Source organism: Dyella sp. 01N36 (assembly GCF_056399745.1).
Genome location: NZ_JBFTRY010000005.1, coordinates 66,033 through 87,211, shown reverse-complemented (window position 1 = coordinate 87,211; position 21,179 = coordinate 66,033). Strand labels below are relative to the sequence as shown.

At 64.3% G+C, this 21,179-nt stretch carries 13 protein-coding genes; 5 read left to right on the top strand and 8 right to left on the bottom strand.

What is annotated here, in order from left to right; translation table 11 throughout:
* Positions 1-37: 37 nt before the first annotated feature.
* From AC1DMG_RS02550 to AC1DMG_RS02520, 7 genes are all read right to left on the bottom strand, one after another.
* A complete protein-coding gene (locus tag AC1DMG_RS02550) occupies positions 38-391 on the bottom strand; it encodes a hypothetical protein (protein WP_441604852.1) in 354 nt (117 codons plus the stop codon).
* 100 nt (positions 392-491) lie between these two features.
* Positions 492-1,061: an FUSC family protein gene (locus tag AC1DMG_RS02545; RefSeq protein ID WP_477180155.1), complete on the bottom strand. Its 570-nt coding sequence runs from the start codon at positions 1,059-1,061 to the stop codon at positions 492-494.
* Positions 1,062-1,069: 8 nt separating this feature from the next.
* Positions 1,070-3,265, bottom strand: coding sequence for a DNA helicase II (gene uvrD, locus AC1DMG_RS02540; protein WP_441604850.1), 2,196 nt, complete (start codon positions 3,263-3,265; stop codon positions 1,070-1,072).
* 58 nt (positions 3,266-3,323) lie between these two features.
* Positions 3,324-5,279, bottom strand: coding sequence for a serine hydrolase domain-containing protein (locus AC1DMG_RS02535; protein ID WP_441604849.1), 1,956 nt, complete (start codon positions 5,277-5,279; stop codon positions 3,324-3,326).
* A gap of 118 nt (positions 5,280-5,397) precedes the next feature.
* Positions 5,398-6,570: an FAD-dependent oxidoreductase gene (locus tag AC1DMG_RS02530; RefSeq protein ID WP_441604848.1), complete on the bottom strand. Its 1,173-nt coding sequence runs from the start codon at positions 6,568-6,570 to the stop codon at positions 5,398-5,400.
* Between the two features lie 181 nt (positions 6,571-6,751).
* Positions 6,752-6,970, bottom strand: a complete 219-nt coding sequence (locus AC1DMG_RS02525) for a hypothetical protein (protein WP_441604847.1) — start codon at positions 6,968-6,970, stop codon at positions 6,752-6,754.
* 164 nt (positions 6,971-7,134) lie between these two features.
* A complete protein-coding gene (locus AC1DMG_RS02520; RefSeq protein WP_441604846.1) occupies positions 7,135-8,751 on the bottom strand; it encodes an alpha-glucosidase family protein in 1,617 nt (538 codons plus the stop codon).
* A 515-nt stretch (positions 8,752-9,266) separates the two neighbouring features.
* Between AC1DMG_RS02520 and AC1DMG_RS02515 the strand changes: the two genes are divergently transcribed.
* From AC1DMG_RS02515 to AC1DMG_RS02495, 5 genes are all read left to right on the top strand, one after another.
* Positions 9,267-12,152 (top strand): TonB-dependent receptor, encoded by a 2,886-nt coding sequence (locus tag AC1DMG_RS02515; RefSeq protein ID WP_441604845.1) that lies wholly within the window; start codon positions 9,267-9,269, stop codon positions 12,150-12,152.
* Between the two features lie 176 nt (positions 12,153-12,328).
* The gene (locus tag AC1DMG_RS02510) at positions 12,329-13,903 is read left to right on the top strand and encodes an alpha-amylase family glycosyl hydrolase (protein ID WP_441604844.1); all 1,575 of its coding nucleotides are present in this window, start codon (positions 12,329-12,331) and stop codon (positions 13,901-13,903) included.
* On the top strand, positions 13,903-16,236 hold the full coding sequence (locus AC1DMG_RS02505; protein ID WP_477180154.1) for a glycoside hydrolase family 31 protein: 2,334 nt from the start codon (positions 13,903-13,905) through the stop codon (positions 16,234-16,236). Before AC1DMG_RS02510 ends, AC1DMG_RS02505 begins: the two co-directional genes overlap by 1 nt.
* A gap of 11 nt (positions 16,237-16,247) precedes the next feature.
* A complete protein-coding gene (locus AC1DMG_RS02500; protein WP_441604842.1) occupies positions 16,248-18,452 on the top strand; it encodes an alpha-L-rhamnosidase-related protein in 2,205 nt (734 codons plus the stop codon).
* Positions 18,449-19,936: an MFS transporter gene (locus AC1DMG_RS02495; RefSeq protein ID WP_441604841.1), complete on the top strand. Its 1,488-nt coding sequence runs from the start codon at positions 18,449-18,451 to the stop codon at positions 19,934-19,936. Before AC1DMG_RS02500 ends, AC1DMG_RS02495 begins: the two co-directional genes overlap by 4 nt.
* 99 nt (positions 19,937-20,035) lie before the next feature.
* Here AC1DMG_RS02495 and AC1DMG_RS02490 read toward each other — a convergent pair whose 3' ends face one another.
* Complete coding sequence (locus tag AC1DMG_RS02490) at positions 20,036-21,061, bottom strand: LacI family DNA-binding transcriptional regulator (RefSeq protein WP_441604859.1); 1,026 nt, start codon at positions 21,059-21,061, stop codon at positions 20,036-20,038.
* Positions 21,062-21,179: the final 118 nt, after the last annotated feature.

The following is a 21,179-nucleotide window of genomic DNA, read 5'->3' as shown; positions in this document are numbered from 1 at the left end:
AAGATCATGGCGCGCCGGCCATGGTCTGTCACGTCGGCTAACTGGCCGAGATCGCCCAGGTGATGAAGCCGGCGTTGATTGCGGTGAACACCAGGGCTACCAGGAAAATGGTGTCGGCCATGCGTTCCAGCCGATGGTTGCGGCCCAGGCTGCGCGTGCGCAGCGCCCAGTACGAGAGCAGGCACGAGGCGAGATAAAGCATCGAGTTGAAGGCCAGCAGGTCGTCGCCGAGCAGGTCCTCTTTGCGCAGCGAAATCACCACGCGAAGAATGCCGATCACGGTGAGGCATACGCCGACCATCGCGGCCGATGCGGTGAAGATATGCACGCAGATATCGTGGTCCAGGCGCGCGCGCTGGCTTTCGGGGCTGCTATCGGAGATGTCGGTCATGGCATGGCCTGGGTCGAATGCATCGAAAGATGGGAGCCCGCCATCGGCCGGCGGTTCCCGTCGAACCTTCCTGCGTTCATCGGCCAGATCATAAGGCGACTCAGTCGCCTGGGCGTACCCACCAGCGCTGTACGCGCTCGGCCAGCATCACCACGGCCAGCGAGCAGACGATGCCCAGCGCCACTTCGCCCACGCGCGTGAGGGCGATCAACCAGAACGATCCGGTATGCGGCACCAGCATGATGATGGTGGTGGTTGTGCCGCTGAGCCTTCCCGCGCTGCCAACGCCCAGCAGCCAGCAGGCGGTGATGGAGACCACGATGGCCACGGCGTAGGCGCTGTATTGCTCGCCCAGCAACAACGTGGCGCTGAAACCTACGACGCCGCCCACCAGCGCGCCGATCAGTTGGTCGCGCGAGGACGAGCGCGTATCCAGATAGGTCTGCTGCGTCACCGCGATGGCCGTGATGGCTRCCCAGAAGGCCTGCTGGGTATGCAGCAGCAGGCCCAGCCCATAGGCGCTGCTTGCCGCCAGCAGCGCCTGCAAGGCGAACCACAAGCCCTGCACCAGGCGATGCGTCCATGGCTGGTGGCGGTATACATAAGCCAAGCCCTGCTGGACGTCGACGAGGCGTCGCAGGTTGTCGCGCAGGGAGGGCTGGTCGCTCATGGGCGTGGCTACAGAGGTGTCAGATTGGCATAGGCATAGACCAGCCACTTGCTGCCGCTGTTGGCGAAGTTGACCTGGATACGCATATGCGCGCCGCTGCCCTCGGCCGTCACCACGATGCCTTCGCCGAAACTGGGGTGGCTCACGCGCTGGCCAAGCGTCAGCGGCATGCTCTCTTCCAGCGACTTCGATCCGCTGTTCGGACGTGCCCCGTAAAGCGGGCGGCTCACCTGCACGCGCGGGCGGACCTCGTCGATCAGTTCGGGCGGAATTTCCGCCAGGAAGCGTGATGGGCGCGCGAGCATTTCCACGCCATGCATGCGGCGCGATTCGGCATAGGTGATGAACAGGCGTTCGCGTGCACGCGTGATGCCCACGTAGGCGAGGCGGCGTTCTTCTTCCAGGCGGCCTTCGTCTTCCACCGAGCGCTGGCTGGGGAACAGGCCTTCTTCCATGCCGACCAGGAACACCACCGGGAATTCCAGGCCCTTGGCCGAATGCAGCGTCATCAGCTGCACGCAGTCATCCCAGGCTTCGCCCTGGCCTTCGCCGGCTTCCAGCGCGGCGTGCGAAAGGAAGGCCGACAATTCGCTCAGGCCTGCTTCCTCGTCATCGGGCGTCAGCTCGAAACGGCTGGCGACGTTGACCAGTTCGTCCAGGTTTTCCACGCGCGATTCGGCGTTGCCGCGGCTGTCCTTTTCGTAGAAGTCGCGCAGGCCGGTGTGGGTGATGGCGTGGTCGATCTGTTCGGCCAGGGCGAGCGCGTCGCCAACGCCTGCGCCCGCGAAGGCACGCGCCATGTCCTCGATCATGGTGAGGAAGGCCTTCACCGCGTTCTTTGCGCGGCCGGCCAGCTCGCTGCCGCCGCTGAGTTCGCTGAGCGCGGCCTCCCACATGGAGCTGCGTTCGGTGCGGGCACGACGGCGCAACACATCCAGCGTGCGATCACCAATGCCGCGCGGCGGTGTGTTCACCGCGCGCTCGAACGCGGCGTCGTCCTGCCGGTTGGAGGAGAGGCGTAGATAGGCCAGCGCGTCCTTGATTTCCGCGCGATCGAAGAAGCGCTGACCACCATAGACGCGGAAGCGGATATCCCGCTGCATCAGCTGTTCTTCGAAGTTGCGCGACTGCGCATTGGAGCGATAGAGAATCGCGCAATCGCGCGCCTGGCCATGCTCGGCGACGTACTCGCGGATGCGCTCGATGACGAAGCGTGCCTCGTCCTGTTCGTTGTAGGCCGCGTACAGCGCGATACGCTCGCCTTCGCCGCCATCCGTCCACAGCTGCTTGCCGAGGCGGCCGCCGTTGCGGGCGATCACGCTGTTGGCGGCTTTGAGAATGGTCGAGGTGGAGCGGTAGTTCTGTTCGAGCTTGATGGTCTTGGCGCCGGGGAAATCGCGCAGGAACTGCTGCACGTTTTCCACTTTCGCGCCGCGCCAGCCATAGATGGCCTGGTCGTCGTCGCCCACCACGAACACCTGGCCGGTGTGGCCGGCGAGCACGCGGATCCACGCGTACTGCAGCGTGTTGGTGTCCTGAAATTCGTCGATCAGCAGGTGGCGCCAGCGATCGCGGTAGTGATCGAGGATGGACGGGTTGTGCAACCACAGTTCGTGCGCGCGCAGCAGCAGCTCGGCGAAGTCCACCAGGCCGGCTCGGCGGCAGGATTCTTCATAGGCCTGGTAGATCTGCACCAGGGTGCGCGTCATCGGGTGGTCGCGATGCTCGATGGTGTCCGCGCGCTTGCCTTCGTCCTTCCATTGGTTGATCTGCCACGTCGCCTGGCGCGGCGGAAAGCGTGCCTCGTCGAGGCCAAGCCCGGCGATCACGCGCTTGATGATGCGCTGCTGGTCATCCGCGTCGAGGATCTGGAAACCTTCCGGCAGGCCCGCCTCGCGCCAGTGACGGCGCAACAGGCGATGCGCGATGCCGTGGAAGGTGCCCACGGTCAGGCCCTGGGTACCGCCCGGGATCAGCTGGTCCAGGCGGGCGCGCATTTCGCCGGCGGCCTTGTTGGTAAAGGTGACGGCGAGCACCGACCACGGCGACACGCCCACCACCTGGGTGAGCCAGCCGATGCGGTGCGTGAGCACGCGCGTCTTGCCGGAGCCGGCGCCCGCAAGCACGAGATAGTGGCCAGGAGGCGCGCATACGGCTTCGCGCTGCGCGTCGTTGAGCTTGTCGATCAGGTGGGAGACATCCATCCTGCCTATTGTACCGGGGGAGGCAAGGCCGTTCCCGCCAGGGTGCCCGAGTCGGGCCTCAGTAGTTGAGACCCGGGCTCAGCAGGTGCCAGCAGGCGATGAACGCGATGGCGGCGAGACACGTCAACAGCAGGATTGTGGCGCTGATCCGGCGCCACCAGCTGCCGCCACGGCGCCAGGCGCGCCAGCATTCCATGGCGACTCCCAGCGTACCCAGCACCGCCAGGATGCCGACCATGTGGAGCAGTCGCAGCCGCGTGTCCAGCTGGGCCACGCCCAGCCGCGGCAGCAGCAGGCACCAGCCACCCGCAAACAGCAGGTAGAGAATGGCGGTGAGCCGGCTGAGGCGATACCAACGCAGGTCCTGGTCCGTGAGCGTCGATATCTCGCGCCGACGAAGCAGCGCCACGACGGGCCACGACAAGGCGATCAGGGCGAACGCGCCGAGCATCGCGATGACCATGCCAAGGACACGCGAGGCCGGCCAGCCGCTGGCCGGCAGATACACCTCGATCGGCGACACCGTATCCACCGACAGCATGCTCACCTTGCCGTTGCGCACCAGCGCGCCGAGGTGCCGGCCGCTGGCATCATCCAGCCACAGATACGGCTTCACTTCACGCCAATGCGCTGCGCCGAACATCGGCGTAAGCAGCGTGCCGTCCGGCGCGATGCTGATGATGGTCTGGCGAAACAGGTTGCGCAGCGCGAGCAGGTTGTCGGTCGAGGTGATGCTGGAGGTATAGCGACCTGCCAGTTGCGCCGCATGTTGTTTGTCGGTGGCCAGCGTGGCCGGCTTCAATTGCGGCAACGGCGGAAAATAGCGATCGGAGAAGCGGTTCACCAACTCGCGCAGCAGAGGGTGGCCCTGGCCGCCATCGGTGGCGAGGAAAATGCCGGTGTGATGATCGGGAAACAACGCGAGCAGGCCGTTGAAGCCGGCATGGGAGCCGCCATAGCCGAGGATGATCTGGTCGCCATGATCCAGATGCGCAAAGCCCAGGGCCATACCAGGAAGACCGGGAATCGCCGCGCGCTGGTAGCTCTGCATCGTTTGCACGGTGGCCTGTTCGAGCAGTTGCGCGTTGCCGGAACGGCCGTACTGCAGGTGCGCGATCATGAAGCGCGCCATGTCCTCGCCGCTTGCAGACAAGGCCGCTGCCGGTACCGCCGTGCGCAAGTCGAACGGATGCGGCGGCGTATCCCGCTTGCCGTAATTGAGCGCCATGTCCGCCTGCAGCGGGGCCGGCAGCGGTTGTCGGAAGCTGGCGTGCTTCATCTCCAGCGGCGCCAGGATATGCCGCTCCATATAGTCGTTGAACGGCTGTCCGGACACGCGCTGCACGATGTATCCGGCGAGCGTGGCGCCGTAGCTGGAATACGCGGGAATTTCGCCTGCGGGATAGATGCGCGACGGCACCCACTGCTTCAACCAGGCGTCATAAGGCATCTGGGATGCGGGATCCGCGGCATAGCGATCCTTCAGCACATCCTCGAAGCCCGCTGTATGCGTCATCAGGTCGCGCAGTGTGATCGGCTTGCCATCGCGCGCGGGGATGCCGAAATCGAGATAGCGATTGATGTCGGCATCGAGATCGAGCTTGTGCTTCTCGACCAGCTGCATCACCGCCGTCCACGTGAACAACTGCGAGATCGAGGCAACGCGGAACATCGTGCTGGCCGGATCAACCGGCTTCTTCGCCTCGGCGTCCGCCTCGCCATAACCCTTGGCATAGAGGATTTCGCCGTCCTTCACCACCACCGCCACGGCGCCGGTCACCTCGCCCTTCTGCATCAGGGCGTTCATTTCGCCATCGAGCCAGGGCTGCAGGCTGCGGGCGTCGAGTTCGGATGCGCCCAGCTGGGTGACGGTGGCGTGCTTGGCCTCCGGCAGTGGCGTGATCTGGATCGGCGCCTGCGCCCACAGGCTGGCCGGCAGCAGCATCAGGGTCAGCGTCGCAGCGCATGTCCGCGAACGGAGACGGCTCATCACGGTGGACGCGATGGCGAGCATGCGGGACTCCTTGAAGCAGATGCGGCGGGGACGATGGGCAAGTATGCACCGCCCCTTGTGGCGTGGCGTCGCCGTGGCGTCAACGCGCGTCAGGTGGTTTTCAGCTGGAAGCGTGCGCTCAGTCGCGTTTCATCTGGGCAACGACATCGGCCAGTTCGCGCACCGCCGCTTCGGAAACCTCGCGCTGCGGCGTGATGTCCGGGTTGTTGTAGTTGCCGCCGTCGCCGATCACCTGGACCATGATGCCGTCGCTGCGTGGCACCACGCTGAGATTTTGCGTACGCAATCCGTACGTGACTTCGGGCTGCGGAATCAGCCTTGCCGTCTGCCCGCGCACGGGGATCACCGTATCGTCGTTGAACAGTGCGCGCGCACCGTAGCCCGTGGCATTGACCAGGGTGTGCTCGGGCAACTGTTGAAGCTGCTCGGCGTGTTCGAATTCGCGGATCTCGATCTTGCCGCCGGCCGCAAGATATTCGCTCATCAGATAGTTCGCATAGCTGCTGATATTGAACATCAGCGTGGTGTAGCGACGCACATAGGGTTCGGGGAACGGATGCTGGCCTAGTGATAATTCCACCGGGCGTGGCGTGAGATCGCGCACGCGGTCGGCAAATTCGCCGTACTCGGGTTCGTCCGCCACCTCACCGTGGAATTTGCCGAACGGCGCGTCGGCCAGCGAATACCCGTCGATCCATTCGATCGGCTGGCCCGGCAGGCCGAGCAGGCTCTGGTAACGCGCGTAGGAAATGCGCGTCATCATTTCCCAGCGGTCCGCCAGGGCGGGGGCGTGTGCGGCGTCGCAGATGCGCGAGTCGGGTGTCCACAGGCCCGATGCCCGCATGGAGAACACCTCCGGCGGCAAGGCCTTGGCATAGATGCGCGTGGCCAGCCCGGCGCGCTGGGCGAGCAGGGCGGTCGTGAGTCCAATCGCACCGCAGCCGACTACGCCCAATTCGCGTGCGCCGCTCGCCTGCACCATCTGCAGCGCCAGCGTGCCCGAGCCCCACGACAGCGACCAGCCGCTGCCGCCATGGCCATAGTTGTGCACCAACGTTTTCTTGCCGATTTTTTCCAGTTCGATGCGCGGACCTGCCGCACGGAACGGGCGCGTGCACACATAGACGCCGGTGATGCGGTCGGTGCTGGCGCGGATGGGGGCCAGCGATGGGGAGCAGGCGGTAGAGGCCGAGCGCGATTTCACTGCTGGCGCGGTGCAGGCGGCCAGTCCCGCGGTCGAGGCCACGGCGAGCGTGGCGCTGGCTTGGCGCAGGAATTGGCGGCGTTCCATGGGCGTTCCGAGAGGTTGCGGCGCGAAAAGCTTACACGCTCGTCATTCCGGCGCAGGCCGGAATCCAGTAGCGACGGGCAGCGGTCTTCGCGCGAACGTAAGAGATCTTCGACGCATCGCGAGAACCGAATGCACGGCAACTGGATTCCGGCCTACGCCGGAATGACGAGCTAAGGAGGCATCAGCCCTTCTTGAAGAACCCACCGAGCGCCAACAACGCGCCCACCACGATCCCCGCAATACCCACCCACTGCGGCAACGCCTTGTCATGCGTGGCGCTGACTTTAGCCGAGCCGATCTGCACGAGGGTGTCGGTGGTCTGATAGCTGCCATGGCCCAACAGGACCCAGATGCCGCCGGCCAGCAAAATGACGCCGAGGATGATCAGCACTGCACGCATGGAAAGCTCCTTGAAAAGGTGGACGGACGAAGAATCGCCAGAGCGCGTCACGCCGCTGTGAAACCGCGCCAAGTCGTCGACGCGCCACCATAGGAGCAGAGGGAAAGGGAAAAGTCGACGGCGGCGTGAAGCATGGCTGCCGCCGTCGAGAGGGGAAAGCGAGGTCAGTCCACGCGGGCGAACAGCGCGCCGTGGCCAGGCAGGCTCAGGCCATCGGCCGTCGCCGTGCCCTGGCTCAGTCCATGACCATCGATGGCAGTGAGCTTGCCCAGGCCGGCCAGCGGCAGCGCTGCCGCCGTCTTGGACAGGTTGAACGCGACCAGCAGCGTCTCATCGCCGTGCTTGCGGGTGAAGGCGAGCACGGGTTCGGGCGTATCGATGAACTGGATGCTGCCCCAGCGCAGCGCCGGCTGGGTCTTGCGCCATGCCATGAACTGACGGAAGCCGTTGAGGGTGGAATCGGGCGTCGCGTCCTGCAGCGTCACGGCCAGCGCGCGATGCTCGGCGGGCACCGGCAACCACGGATCGCCCACGCTGAAGCCGGCGTTGATGCCGCCGTTCCACGGCATCGGCGTGCGGCATCCATCGCGACCCTTGAAGGTCGGCCAGAAGGTGATGCCGTAAGGATCCTGCAGCGACTCAAACGGCACGTCCGCCTCGGTGAGGCCCAGTTCTTCGCCCTGATACACGCACACCGATCCGCGCAGCGAGCACACCATGGCGCTCAGCAGGTTGGCCAGCTTCGGCGAGGCATGGCCATTGCCCCAGCGACTGAGCACGCGCGACACGTCGTGATTGGAGATGGCCCAGCACGGCCAGCCTTCGAGCATCTGCGCCTCGAGGTTGCGCACCGTGCCGCGGATATAGCCCGCGCTGAAATCATCGGTGAGCAGCTCGAAGCTGTAACCCATGTGCAGGCGATTGCCGCTGGTGTATTCGGCGGTGGTGGCGAGCGAGTCTTCGGAGGAGATTTCGCCGATCGCGGCGACATCTTCGTACTGGTCCATCAAGGCACGCAGTTCTTCCAGGAACGCGATGTTCTCCGGCTGCGTGTTGTTGTAGTAGTGGTATTGGAACGCGTACGGATTGTCCGGGCTGAAGCCGCGGCCGACGCGCTTTTCCTCGGGCTTGGGCGGATTGTCACGCAGCTCGCGGTCGTGGAAGCAGAAGTTGATCGCATCCAGTCGCAGACCGTTGACGCCTTTGTCCAGCCAGTACTTCACCTCGTCGAGCACGGCGCGGCGCACGTCGGGGTTGTGGTAGTTGAGATCGGGCTGCGAGGTCAGGAAGTTGTGCAAGTAGTACTGCCCGCGGCGCGGTTCCCATTGCCAGGCGCAACCGCCGAACAGCGAGAGCCAGTTGTTGGGCGGCGTGCCGTCGGCTTTCGCATCAGCCCACACGTACCAGTCGGCCTTGGGGTTGTCGCGGTTCTCGCGGCTTTCCTTGAACCAGGCGTGCTCCATCGAGGTGTGGCTGAGCACCTGGTCGATCATCACCTTCAGGCCGAGCTTGTGCGCCTTGGCCAGCAGGCGGTCGAAATCCGCATTGCTGCCGAACAGCGGATCGACTTCGCGATAGTCCGCGATGTCGTAGCCGAAGTCGGCCATGGGCGAGCGGAAGAACGGCGAGATCCAGATCGCATCCACGCCAAGGCTCGCGACATAGTCGAGCTTGTCGACGATGCCCGGCAGGTCACCGACGCCATCGCCGTTGGTGTCCATGAAGCTGCGTGGATAGATCTGATAGGTGACGGCTCCTCGCCACCAGGGTGCTTCACTCATTCGCTTGTCCCGTTCCCGCCCAATGCCTGCGTCGCGCGCAGATCTAATCGCTCCGATTGCGAAGCGCGGGGGGCAGCTTAAAGGCAGAGTGCAAAGCGGACGCTTCGACTGCATACGTATTCAGAAAATCGGGATATTGCGATGCAGCAGGTAGCAAAAGGTTTCGTCGCGGAGCGGCGAAACTTGCGCTCGGCGAGGTGCGCTGAAGCTCCGCAAGCCGCGCCGTCATCCGTTTTCCGAGCGCAATGCGCAGTGGCGGCCAACCGTACGCAGACAACGGCCGTGAGACTCGCACCCCTTAGAATTTTGTCAAAGGTGCACAAAAAAACCGGGTCATGAATACGTATGCATAGGCCTGTTCGGGGTTTTTTGCAGCCCTACCATGGCCGCCACGCGACGGGGCCCTCCGAAGATTTCTCGGCTTGCACTGGCGCGTAGCCCGCGGCGGTCTGTGGGGATCGCTGCGGCAACTACAAAACCAAAGATGAAGTGCAAACCCGTGGGAGGGGAAGACGGTGGAACTGAAACGTAATGTGCTGGCCCTGGCGCTGGCGTCCGGTCTTTGTTTGACGGCGAATATTCATGCAGCGCCGGCGGATGCGGGCGCAAACGCGACCGGCACTGCCGCCGCCAACAGTGCGCAAGACGCAGGCCCGCAGACCAATCCGTCCACCAAGAAGGACGATCAGGGCAAGCCGACCCAGGACGAGCAGCTGGCCAAGAGCCTGTCCACCATCACGGTGACGGGTTACAACCAGGGCATGGAAAAGGCGATCGACTATCAGCGTTATGCCGATACGATCCAGAACGTCATCACCCCGGCCGACATCGGCGGTCTGCCTGACCAGTCCATTGCCGATGCACTGACCCGCCTGCCGGGCGTGTCCGCTGAGCGCATCGCTGGCCAGGCTTCGCAGATCAATATCCGCGGCCTCTCGGGCAACTTCATCCAGACCACGCTCAATGGTCGCGAGCAGCCGTCCACCAGCGGCAGCAACTACATCCAGTTCGACCAGTACCCGTCCGAGCTGATCAACATGGCCACGGTGTACAAGTCCTCGCAGGCTTCGCTGATCACCGGCGGCGTCGGCGGCACCATCGGCATGGAGACGGCCAACCCGCTCAATGCGCCGAAGGAGCAGAACCTCAACATCGACGCGCGCGGCAGCTACAACAGCCAGGCGGGCGATGTGGCAGGCGCCAATTCCACCGGCTATCGCGTGAGCGCGGCATGGCAGGGCAAGTTCCTCAATGACACCCTGGGCGTGGGCCTGGGCGTGGCGCAGATGTACCAGCCGCACGTGGCCGAGCAGTTCGTGGGCGAAGCCTCTGATGGCAACAAGGTCACGCTGCCCAGCGGTCAGCAGGCGTATCTGACCCAGGGTCTTCAGCTGCAGCAGAACGGCGGCACCGAGCGCCGCACCGGCGAAGTCGCCACCATCGTGTGGAAGGCCACCGACGAACTGCAGTTCGGCGCTGATGCGTTCTACTCCAAGTACAAGAACACCTCGTTCGGCTACGGTTTCCGTTCGCAGAACATGTACGGCAACCAGGCGCTGATCTCCAATGCCGTGCTTGGCCCCTACGGCACGATGACTGGCGGCACGATCACCAGCACCGGCGGCGGCAACTTCTCCAACGAGACCACGGCCGACAACTACTCCACCGACACCAGCGTGTTCTCCGGTGGCCTGAACATGAAGTGGAACCACGACCGCTGGCACGTCAACACCGACCTGTCGCTATCGCGCGCCACCAGCAACGAGATCAACGTGGACACCACGGCTGATCCGTACACGGGTCTTGGCACCGCCAACCCGCAGCTGATGGGACAGTCCACCACCTACCAGCTGGCTGGTCGCAGCCTCGGCACGGTGTCGTTCGCCAATCCGGGCGCGTACACCAACCTCAACGACCTGGCGCTGTCGCGTTACGGCGTGTACCCCTACATCTATCACGACAAGATGAAGGCGTTCCGCACCGACGTGAAGTACGACCTGCCCAACAGCGGCTGGTTCTCCGCGCTGGAAGCAGGTGTGTACGTCAACAATCACACCTACAACGCGGACCGCGAGGTCTACGTGTATGGCAATGAGTGGGGTGGCAGCGGCACCCTGCCGCTCACCATTCCGGCCAGCGCCGCCAAGGTCACCTGCTGGAGCGGCAAGTTCTCGGGCTACCCGTGCTTCATGCAGCTCAACGGCCCGGCGATTCTTGCCGCCCATGGCATCACGGCCAATCCGGTGAAGAACATCACCGACCAGAGCTGGTCGGAGATCCAGAGCGGCTCGGTCGACGAGAAGACCCGCGATGTCTACTTCATGGCGGACATCGATGCGCAGGACGTGTTCGGCCACGAGCTGACCGGTAACGTCGGCTTCCGTTACTCGCACCAGTCGCAGTACAGCAATGGCCTGCAGCAGGTGGGCAATGGCGCCGGTATTCCGATCACCGACGGCAACGGCAACACCAGCCTCGACTACGCGCCGCTCACCGTCGGCAAGACCTATTCCGACTGGCTGCCGTCGCTCAACCTGATCTACCACTTCACCGACGAAGATCAGATGCGCTTCGCCGCCGCCAAGGTGCTCGCGCGTCCGCCGATCAACCAGATGCTGGCCGGTTCGGGTTCGTGGGTGTCGACCGCAGGCAACCAGAACTATTACAACGTCTGGGGCGGCACCAGCCCGCTGCTCGATCCGCTGCGCGCGACGCAGTATGACCTGACGTACGAGCACTACTTCCAGGACTCCAGCGGTCTGGTCAGTGCCGGCGTGTTCTACAAGGACATCAAGTCGTTCGTCCAGGCAGTCACGTACAACAACTTCGACTTCGCCTCGGCAGGCATCCCGGTGCCGACCGATCCGACCACGGGCAAGCCGTACCTCAATGGCGAGTACCAGACGGCATTCAACGCCAAGGGTGGCGAAGTCACCGGCCTGGAAATGTCGTTCGCCAAGAACCACATCTTCCCGGGCATCTGGGAAGGTCTGGGTGTGCAGGCCAACCTCGCGCTGACCCACAGCACGGTGAGCAACCCGACCACGCTGGGCGGTCCGACCTCGTATATCGGTCTGCCGGGTCTGTCCAAGCGCGTGGCGAGTGCGGCGGTGTTCTATGACTACGGTCCGTTCTCGGCCCGACTGTCCGGCAACTACCGCTCGAAGTTCGCCTCCGACACGCAGATGTCGGTGACCAACCAGATGGTCACCTTCGCCGCTGAAACGGTGTACGACTTCCAGGCCTCGTACAACATCACCGACCAGTGGAGCGTGGTCTACCAGATGCTGAACCTCAGCAATCAGCCGACCCGTACCTACTTCGGTTCCGACCCGTCACAGACCGGCACGATCCAGTACTTCGGTCGTACCAGCTACCTCGGCGTCAACTTCAAGCTGTAAGCCACGATCGCGCCGGCCTCCTTAAGGAGTGCCGGCGCGATGCTTTCCGGTGCTGTGTGTTCTGCACGGCATCCACACACCGCGAGGCCCGGCGTAGCGGTTTCCGGTCCGATGCGATGTCTGCGTTCCGGTGTACCGTTCCGTCGATGGCCAGTCGCCTTCGAATGGAGCTCAGCATGTCCCGGAATCGCCTGTTCAGTTCTCTTGCGCTCGCCCTCTCTCTTGCGCTCGGCGCCGCGCCGATGGGCGCACGCGCAGCCGACGCAACACCGCCGCCTGCTTCCAATATCCAGCCATCGTCCGGCGTCTACTACGAGATCTTCGTGCGCGCCTGGTACGACACCAACGGCGACGGCATCGGCGATCTCAACGGCGTCACGGCCAAGCTCGATTACCTCAAATCGCTGGGCATCAGCGGTATCTGGCTGATGCCGATCAACAGCTCGCCCAGCTATCACGGCTACGACATCACCGATTACTACGGCATCAATCCGCAGTACGGCACGACGGCTGACATGGAGCATCTCGTCGCCGAAGCGCACAAGCGCGGCATCGCCGTGACCATGGACATGGTGATCAACCACACGGCCAAGGAACATCCGTGGTTTGTCGACGCGCAGAAGGCCGATGGCGCGCATCGCGACTGGTATAGCTGGACGTCCAAACAGCCGGATCTCAAGGCCATCAGCGCCACCGATACGCCGATCTGGCACGCCGGCAACGATGGCTGGTACATCGGTGTTTTCGGCGGCCATATGCCGGACCTCAACTACGACAATCCGGCCGTGCGCGCGGAGATGATCAAGGTGGGCCAGTACTGGCTGGGCAAGGGCGTGGACGGTTTCCGCCTCGATGCCGCCAAACACATCTACGTCGACTTCAAGTCGGACGTGCACAGCGCCAAGGCGCTGGACAAGAACGTGGCATGGTGGACCGAGTACCACGATGCGCTGGCCAAGACGCACCCGAACGTGACCCTGGTGGGCGAAGTCAGCGCCACCTCGCCGAAAGAACTCGCGCCCTACCTCAAGCCGCTGGGTTCGATTTTCGACTTCCCGCTGGCCGAGCAGCTGATCGTCAGCGCCAAGAGCGAGCGTGCGGGCCAGCTGGGCAATCTGCTCAAGGCCACCTACGACGCTTATAAAGTCGCTGGTGACACCCCGCATATCGACTCCACCTTCCTGTCCAACCACGACCAGGAACGCGTGATGAGCCGCCTCAACGGCAACGTCGAGCATATGCGCATGGCCGCCGCGTTGCTGCTGACCCTGCCGGGCCGGCCGTATATCTATTACGGCGAAGAGCTGGGCATGGAAGGCAAGAAGCCCGACGAGAACTTGCGCGAGCCGATGCGCTGGACGCGTGAAGCAGGCCCGGGCGAGTCTCGCTGGAAGCCTTCGAGTGTGAACCAGGGGCAGGCCGTGTCCGTGCAGGCCGAGCAGGACGATGCCAGCTCGCTGTACAACACCTATCGCACGCTGATTGGCTGGCGCGCCCAGAACGGCGCACTGCGCGACGGCGACCTGACCGTGGTCGCCACCGGCCTGCCCAACGTGGTCGCCTACTGGCGCAACGACGGCAAGCAGAAGCTGCTGGTGGTGCATAACCTTTCCGGCAAGAGCGCAGTGTGGAAACCTAAGGGGGATCTCCTGCCCAAGGACGCCGCCGTGCAACTGACCACCCAAGCCCACGCCGCACTGGACCATGGCCATCTCCAGCTCCCCGCCTACAGCACCGTCGTGGTGCGCTGATGCGGCCGCGCCTGCTTGCATTGGCGCTGCTGGGCGCCATGGCCGTCACGCCGGCGGCCATGGCCGTGCGTAACGACGCCAGCGCCGACCGGATGGAACTGAGCCTGCCCCAGGGCAAGCTGGAACTGCGCCTGCTGGCGCCGGGCATCGTGCAGTTGCGCGTGGACGGCACGCGCGAGCCGGCCACCCCGGTGATCGATCAGCAGGCCAGTTTCGATCCGGTCGAGGTGATGCGCGAGACGCAGGGCGACGAGYAGATCCTGCGTTCAGCGCAACTGACCATGCGCTGGAATTCGCGCCGCTCGCAACTTCAGGTGGAAGACCCCAAGGGGCGCTTGCTGCTCAGCGCCGATCTCTCGCACGCGATGGACGGCCGCTGGTCGCTGGCGCATACCAAGGGCGATCCGCAGTACGGCATCGGCGGCCTCAATGCCTTCGATGCGCAAACCGGCAATCTCCTGCGCAACAGCAAGCAGATCGCGACTGCAGGGAGGCAGGGCCATACCGGTGCGCCGTTCGTGTGGAGCACGGCCGGCTACGGCGTGCTCGCCGACGCGGAGCCGGCGCAGTTCGATCTGTCGGCCACCCGCATCGGCATCCAGGCCCCGCACACGGCGGTGCACACCATCTATCTGCTGGTGGGCGCGCCCGATGCGCTGTTCGCCCAGGTGCGCCAGATCAGCGGCGCGGCGCCGATGTTTCCCAAGTGGGCGATGGGTTTTACCAACAGCCAGTGGGGCATCGACCAGAAGGAAGCGCTGACCCTGGTGGACACCTACCGGGCCAAGCACATCCCCATCGACAACTTCACCTTCGACTTCGACTGGAAGGCATGGGGCGAGGACATGGGCGAATTCCGCTGGAACACCGACAAATTCCCGGATGGCCCCGACGGCAAGCTCAAGCAGCAGATGGACGAGCGCGGCATGCACATGACCGGCATCATGAAGCCGCGCGTGCATGTGGACACGGTGGAAGGGCGCGAAGCCACCGAACGCGGCTACTGGCTGGCGCAGTCGAAACTGGCCCCCGACTACTTCTCGCACAAGCCCGTGCGCGACGTGGATTTCGACAAGCCCGAAGTGCGCACGTGGTTCTTCAACGATGCGCTCAAGCATTCCTTCGAGACCGGCATCGTGGGCTGGTGGAACGACGAAGCCGACGACAGCGGCGTCGATACGCAATTTCTCAACATGCAGCGCGCCCTGTACGACGGTCAGCGCGGCATCAGCAATAAACGCGTGTGGTCCATCAACCGCAACTACTATCTGGGCGCCCAGCGCTACGCCTATGGCGTGTGGTCCGGCGATATCCAGAGCGGTTTCGCCAGCATGGCCGCGCAACGCCAGCGCATGCTCGCTGCGTTCGATGTCGGCGCGATGCACTGGGGCATGGACGGCGGCGGCTTCAAGGCGCCGATGCCGGTGCCCGAGAACTATGCCCGCTGGATCCAGTTCGGCGCGTTCACGCCGGTGTTCCGCGTGCACGCCGACTTCGGCCAGAAACGCCAGCCGTGGGTCTACGGGCCGATCGCCGAAAAGGCCGCGGCCGAGGCGATCCGCCTGCGCTACTCGCTGATTCCCTATATCTACAGCTATGAGTACCAGTCGCACGCCAACGGCGTGGGTCTGGTGCGTCCGCTGCAGTTCGTCTATCCGAACGATCCCGCCCAGCGCGATCGCATCGACGCATGGATGTTCGGCGATTACCTGCTGGTCTCGCCGGTGGTGGAGCAGGGCCAGACGGTCAAGCATCTGCAGCTGCCGCACGGACGCTGGATCAACTGGTTCGATGGCAAGGCGTACGAGGGCGATCGCGAGATCACGCTGAGCGTCGATGCCACGAACTGGAGCGATGTGCCGCTGTTCGTGCGCGAAGGCGCCATCATCCCGCAGCAGCCGGTGATGGACCATGTCGGCCAGCAGCCAGTGACATCGCTGGATGTGCAGGTGTTCCCGTCCGACAGCGAAACGGCTTTCAGCGTCTACGAAGACGACGGCGACACCTACGGCTACGAGCAGGGGGCTTACTTCCTGCAGGCGCTGTCGGTGCGTCGCGAGGGTAACGTGGTGAACTTCCATGCAGCGGCGGTCAGCGGCAAATTCAAGCCGGCGTTGCAGGATTACGTGCTGGCCATCCACGGCGCTCCGGCCGGCGCCGTGAGCAGTGATGGCAAGCCGCTGCCGGTACTCGGCAGTCTCGATGCCTTGCGCGCATCCACCAGCGAAGGCTGGGCGCATGGCCGTGATCGTTTTGGCGAGGTGACGTACGTGAAAGTGGAAGCGGGCAAGGCAAAGAACATCCAGCTGAACACGTCGGCGGTGCAGCCGTGAGTGGCGCGCCCATGCGTCGTGCGCGTCTCGCGCTGGCTTGCGCAGCATCGCTGCTTGCCGGCGTTGTCCATGCCCAGGCCATCACGCCCCACGGCGATGTGAGCTGGAAGGGCAAAACCGCCAGCATGAGCAGCGAGGCCAACGGCAGCTTCGTGCTCCATGCTCCAAACGGCGACCGCAGCATTGCCGCTCAGAAGTTGTCCGTGCATACGGCGAGCCCGCTGTTCGATGGCCTGTTCGCGATGGCGCAGGACGATCTCAGCCACGATGCGGTATCTGCCATCAAGGACGGTGCCTACGACCACGGCAAGGAAATTCCCTGCCGTTGCTACGCCACGGGCGAGAAGTGGCCGTATGTGTGGACGCGCGACGTCTCGTACTCGATTGACCTCGCACTGTGGCGCATCGATGCGGATCGAGCGCGCGAGTCGCTGCGCTTCAAGCTCTCCGATGTGCGCGAGCCCGCGGCCACGCAAGGCCTCTACGTGATGCAGGACACCGGTTCGGGCGGCAGCTGGCCGATCAGCACCGATCGCGTGGTGTGGTTCCTCGGTGCCAGGCATCTGCTGGGCCAAAAGGCGTTCGCCGAGGACACCTGGCGTGCGCTGAAGGACACGCTGGCGCAGGATCGTCTCTACGTCTTCGACAGCAAGCTGGGCCTTTATCGCGGCGAAACCTCCTTCCTCGACTGGCGCGAACAGACCTATCCCGCGTGGACCGAGAAAGACGTGCGCTATATCGGCGAATCGTTCGCGCTGTCCACCAACGTGTTGCACTACCAGGCCCTGCAACTCGCGGCGCAGCTGGCGGATCAGCAGCACGATGCTTCGGCCAAGGACTTTCGCGTGCAGGCGGCTGCACTGAAGCAGGCGATCAACGCGCACTTCTGGCGCACCGACCGCGGCATGTACATGAGCTACCTCGGTCCCGAAGCCATGCCGGTCGACAGTTACGACCTGCTCGGCATTTCGCTGGCGGTGACCAGCGGCGTGGCCGATACCCCCAGGGCGAAGCAGTCGCTGGACAACTATCCCGCCTGGCAGGCGGGCAGCCCGGTGATCTGGCCGGAGCGCAAGGATCAGCCGGTCTATCACAACCGCGCGATCTGGCCGTTCGTGAGTGCCTACGCGCTGCGCGCCGCGCGCACGGTGAACGACTCGACGCGCATTGCGCACGAGATGGATTCGATCCTGCGCGGCGCCGCGCTCGCCTCGTCCAATATGGAGAACTACGAGCTGGTCTCCCAGGCCGTGCATGTCGACGAGGGCAAGCTCAGTGGTCCGGTGGTCAATTCGCCGCGTCAGCTGTGGTCGGTGGCGGGTTATCTCGACATGGTGATCAGCGGTGTGTTCGGTCTCGACGATGGCGGGCACATTGAACCGAAGTTGCCTGCGTCGTGGGTAGCGCCGCTGTTTGGCGACAAGCAGAAAATCACGCTGGATCTGGCCGGCCAGCGCATCACCCTGGTGCGTCCGGCCAAGCTCGACGGTGATCTGCTGGTGACCCAGTCGCAGCATCGCGAGGGCGACGAGACCATCGTGCAGCTGAAGGCGATTCATTCCGGCGCAAAGCCGCTGCGCACCGATGCGCCGCTGTTCGCTGCGGAGATGCCCGATGCGCCCGCGGTTACCGAAAACGGCAATCGCTGGCAGGTCGGTTTCCAGGGCAAGGGCATGTTGTATCTGGACGGCCATCGCGTGGGCCCGATCGACGGCAGCCTCACGCTGCCCAAGGGCAACACGCGCCAGTGCTTCCAGCTCACGCGCGTCGGAGACGACGGTCTGGAATCCTTGCCGAGCATGGCCACCTGCAAGGGCGAGGAAACGCGCCTTGCAGGGCCAGGACCGTGGGAGTGGAAGGCGCCGAAGGATGGCTCGTTCAGCGTGTCATTCGACTATGTAAACGACCACGGGCCGATCAACACCGGCGTCACCGCCGCGGTGAAGTTGCTGGACGTGTCGTGCGATGGTGCAGCGCCACAGCGCGTACCGGTGGTGATGCCGCATAGTGTGGGCACGCAGCGCTCCGCCACGGCCACCTTCTTGACGCGGGCGGGTGCGATTTGCCGCTACCGACTGGACCAGGGATTCAACATGAGTGACTTGCGCCACAACGCGCACTACACCGGCGAGCAGGGCGGGGCGAGCGGCCCGGTCAACGATACCAAGGTCGAGGCCATGCTGGTGTCGCCGTCGCCGGTCACGGCCAAGCCATGACGCGCAAGCCCGAGCTGTCGTTCTGGCAGATCTGGAACATGTGCTTCGGTTTCCTGGGCATCCAGTTTGGATTCGCCCTGCAGAACGCGAACGTCAGCCGCATCTTCCAGACCCTGGGCGCGGACGTCGGCGATATCCCGGCGCTGTGGATCGCCGCGCCGTTCTCGGGTCTGCTGGTGCAGCCGATCATCGGTTACTTGTCCGATCGTACGTGGACAAAGTTGGGCCGTCGTCGTCCGTATTTCCTGATCGGTGCGGTGCTCACCACGCTGGCGCTGCTGTGCATGCCCAACTCGCCGGTGCTGTGGGTGGCGGCAGGGCTGCTGTGGATCATGGATGCCTCGATCAATATTTCGATGGAGCCGTTCCGCGCCTTCGTAGGCGACCAGCTGCCGCCGCGCCAACGCCCCGTGGGCTATGCGATGCAGAGCTTCTTCATCGGCGTGGGCTCGGTGGTGGCCTCGCTGCTGCCCTGGCTGCTGGCCAAGCTCGGCGTGAGCAATGTGGCGGGCGAGGGCGCCATTCCCGATACGGTGAAATACGCGTTCTATCTCGGCGGCGTGGTGCTGCTGGGCTCGGTGCTGTGGACGGTGCTCACCACGCGCGAATATCCGCCGGGTGAGCTGGAAGCTTTCACCGATGGTCAGGTCGAGACCACCGTGACGAACGCGTCGGGAGCGTGGCGCTTCGGCGTGCTGCTGATCATCGCGGGCGCCGCGCTGCTGGTGGCGATCCGCCACTACGCGCTGGAGAAAGAGCTGTATCTGCTGGCGGGCGGCCTGGTGCTGTTCGGCGCACTGTTTTCATGGCTGTCCATCACACGCAGCAGCGGCATGCTGAAGCAGGTGATGGGCGATCTCTACGGCATGCCCGAATCCATGCGCCGGCTTGCCGTCGTGCAGTTTTTCTCCTGGTTTGCTTTGTTCGCCTTGTGGATCTACACCACGGCTGCGGTGACTTCAGTGCATTACGGCACCACCGATGTCCATTCGGCCGCTTATAACGAAGGTGCCAACTGGGTGGGCGTGCTGTTTGCCGCGTACAACGCCTTCGCGGCGGTGGCGGCTGCCGCCATTCCGTGGATGGTGCGTCGCTGGGGCCTGCGCATCAGTCATCTGCTCAATTGCGCGCTGGGCGGTGCGGGCCTGCTGTCGATCCTGGTGATCCGCGATCCGCAGTGGCTGTTGCTGTCGATGGTGGGCGTGGGTTTTGCGTGGGCCTCGATCCTGTCGCTGCCGTACGCGCTGCTGTCGGACAACCTGCCGGCGTCGAAGATGGGCGTCTATATGGGCATCTTCAATTTCTTCATCGTGATTCCGCAGCTGATGGCGGCCAGTGTGTTGGGCCTGTTGCTGAGGCTGTTCTTCCATGGCCAGGCGATCTGGGCGCTGGCGATGGGCGGGGCGAGCCTGCTGATCGCGGGGCTGTGCACGTTRCGGGTCGCAGAACCGTCGACGCGGTTGGACCCGGTAGTAGCGCATTAATCTCAAAATGTAGGAGCGCACTTGTGCGCGACCGCGGACTACCAGACGTCATCGCCATCGGGTTGTCGCGCACAAGTGCGCTCCTACAGTGGGATTTCTTCAGCGTTTGACGCTGGATTTCCGCACGATCAACTTCGCCGGCAACATCCCGCTTTGTGCCGGCTCGCCGCGAATCAGCGCGAGCAAATTGTCGACCAGGATCTCGCCTGCGAGCTTGGTGTCCTGCAATACCGTCGTGAGCGGCGGACTGACGAAGCTCGCCATCGGGATATCGTCAAAACCCGCCAGCGCCACATCGTCCGGCACGCGCAGACCGTGGTCGGCGAGCGCACGCATCGCGCCAAAAGCGATCAGGTCGCTGGCGGCGAACACCGCATCGAAGCTCACACCCCGCGACAGCAGCGTTTCCAGCGCGTCGTAGCCGGACCGCTCAGTGCTTTCCGCATTGACTTGCAGCAAGGGCTCAACGTGCAGCCCGGCGTCGCTCAGGGCGCGTGCATAGCCGCGATAGCGATCGAAGAATTCAGGATAGTGGCTGGAGGCGTCGCCCAGGAAGGCGATGCGGCGGCAGCCTTGTTCGAGCAGGTGCGCAGTGACCTCGCGGCCGCCGCTGAGGTTGTCGCAGCCCACGGATACATCCGGCTGATCGGGCAGCACCGCGCCCCAGCGCACGCAGCGGGTGCCCTGGTCCACCAGCTTCTGCAGCTTGTCGCGCGTGGCCAGGTAATCGCCGTAGCCGAGCAGGATGATGCCGTCGGCCTTCATGCTGTCCGCGTAGTCGGCGTGCCAGTCGCGCGAGAACTGCTGGAACGAGATCAGCAGGTCGTAGCCGCGCTGCGCGCTGGCGCGGGTGATCGAGCCGAGCATCGAAAGAAAGAACGGATTGATATGGGACTCGTCCGCGGTCGGGTCCTCGAACAGCAGCAGGGCCAGCGTGCCGGTGTGCTTGGCGCGCAGGCCCGAGGCGTTCTTGTCGACCTTGTAGTTCAGCTCATCGACCGCGGCCTGGATGCGCCGGCGCGTCTCCTCGTTGACCAGCGGACTGCCGCGCAAGGCGCGCGACACCGTGGACTGGGAGACCCCGGCCAGGTGGGCGATATCGAATGAGGTGACTTTTCCCTTGATCTGCACGCAGCGGTGACTCTTGAGTCAGTGCGCAGATCCTAGCGGCTTGTGTGCTCGCTGTCCTTTCATGCGTCTGGGCTGGATGCCAGGCAAGAAAAAGCCCCGAGGATTAGGGGGG